Here is a 1,621-nt window from a genome sequence, read left to right on the forward strand (position 1 = left end):
GGAGTCCTGCTAACAAAAGTCAAGCCCCAAATTCAAGAAAATTCAGTGTAGAAAAAAGAGTATAACAAAAAGGCGGCCACAATATGCGCCCACCTGAATAAGTGAAATCCAGAGACTGACTATGTATTCGAGTGCATTTGCTCCAAAGCGTTCAAATGGTCTCTGACTTTGGCGTGGTAAATGCGCAGGAATTTGTTCGCAGCGGCGGTCATGTAAACAAGATAAGGCTTACCCTCGGCACGCTTGCGGTCAAGAAATTGGTATACCGGCTCGTCCTGTGGAGAGCGTTTCAGGTGCGTACTGACAATTTGAAACAAGGTCTTTCGCAAATGCGGTGAGCCTCGTTTCGTGGTGCGAACACGCTGCGAGCTGTGCTTACCGGATTCGTTTACGCCGGGGTCAACGCCGGCAAATGCGATGAGCGCGCCACGGTTGGCGAATCGGCGGACGTCTCCAATCTCGGCCATAAGCTGTGCACCGGTGATATCGCCCACGCCATACATGGAGCGAACGACCTCGTATTCCGGCAACGAGGAAGCCAAGCGGATAAACTCGGCTTTAAGCGTGGCAAGCATCTCTGTAGCAGCAATGAGCTGTCCGGCGGCCGCTGTGATCAGCGCCTTGGTGAGCGCGTTCTTCGGCATCGTCACGACCATCTCCCGGCTGGCGGCATAAATTTCAGCGGCCTTGGCTGTGCTGTAGTTGTAGCCCTTCCGTTTGCACCACTTCTGGTAACGCTCGGAGAAAGCGGCAATGCTGACACCGGACACACAATCACGATGGTAAAATGTGCAGACAAAATCCACCCATTTCAGGTGTCCATCCTCGCGTACCGGGCTTTTGAACAGCTCGTTTATCCCCGGAAATACAGCATCAAGCAGTGAAATGAGGTTGTTTTGCAGCGAAACCACCGTTTTCATGTGCAGATTGTACTGCCTTGAAAACAGCTTCAGTTGCTGACGTGTGGTATCTGTTTCGGTATACTCCCGCATCTCTTCCCAATATTCAAGACCGTACCGCGCAATTTTTACCGCATCGGCTTTGTCGGTCTTGACCTTTCGGAGCGAATTATTGCCGAAATCCTTGATGAGCTTAGGATTGACCACGCTGACAAAAATTCCGGCATTACGGAGCGCCATGACGACCGGCTCGTGATAGCGCCCTGTTGCTTCAAGGATAACACGGGTATTCCCATCAATCAAGCGCAGGGCCTCCGATAATGCTGAAAGTCCCTCGCTTGTGTGAAGAAACTCACGCGGCGGCAGGGCAACCTCGCCAAACGGACGCATGGCGGCAACGACGCTTTTTCCCTTAGCAACATCAATTCCAACGGCTGTGTTCATGAAAGACCTCCTGATGATTGCTTTGTACTCGGTTTCGCCGTTCTTTCATTGCCGATTCAATCTCCTTGGTTACGCGAACACACCCATTATCGGGCGGGACGACCTGCTCCAATCGAACGGCTGTCAATGAGAGGACGGCTGACAGACTCCCTTACGGACGTGGTTAGTCCTCGGTGAAAGTGGTCAGGCCGAACTTCTCTCATTGTACAGCCTTGGCAACAAAAACGAAACAGACACGGCTGGCTGCCGTGCCTGGTCCGTTATTACTATTGTAGGAG

Annotated in this window: 1 protein-coding gene; it reads right to left on the reverse strand. The window is 52.1% G+C overall.

What is annotated here, in order from left to right:
* Positions 1 to 119: 119 nt before the first annotated feature.
* Positions 120 to 1,343 (reverse strand): IS110 family RNA-guided transposase, encoded by a 1,224-nt coding sequence (locus tag G340_RS0116185; protein WP_020074687.1) that lies wholly within the window; start codon positions 1,341 to 1,343, stop codon positions 120 to 122.
* Positions 1,344 to 1,621: the final 278 nt, after the last annotated feature.

Origin of the sequence: Faecalispora sporosphaeroides DSM 1294 (genome assembly GCA_000383295.1) — a bacterium.
Classification (GTDB): domain Bacteria; phylum Bacillota; class Clostridia; order Oscillospirales; family Acutalibacteraceae; genus Faecalispora; species Faecalispora sporosphaeroides.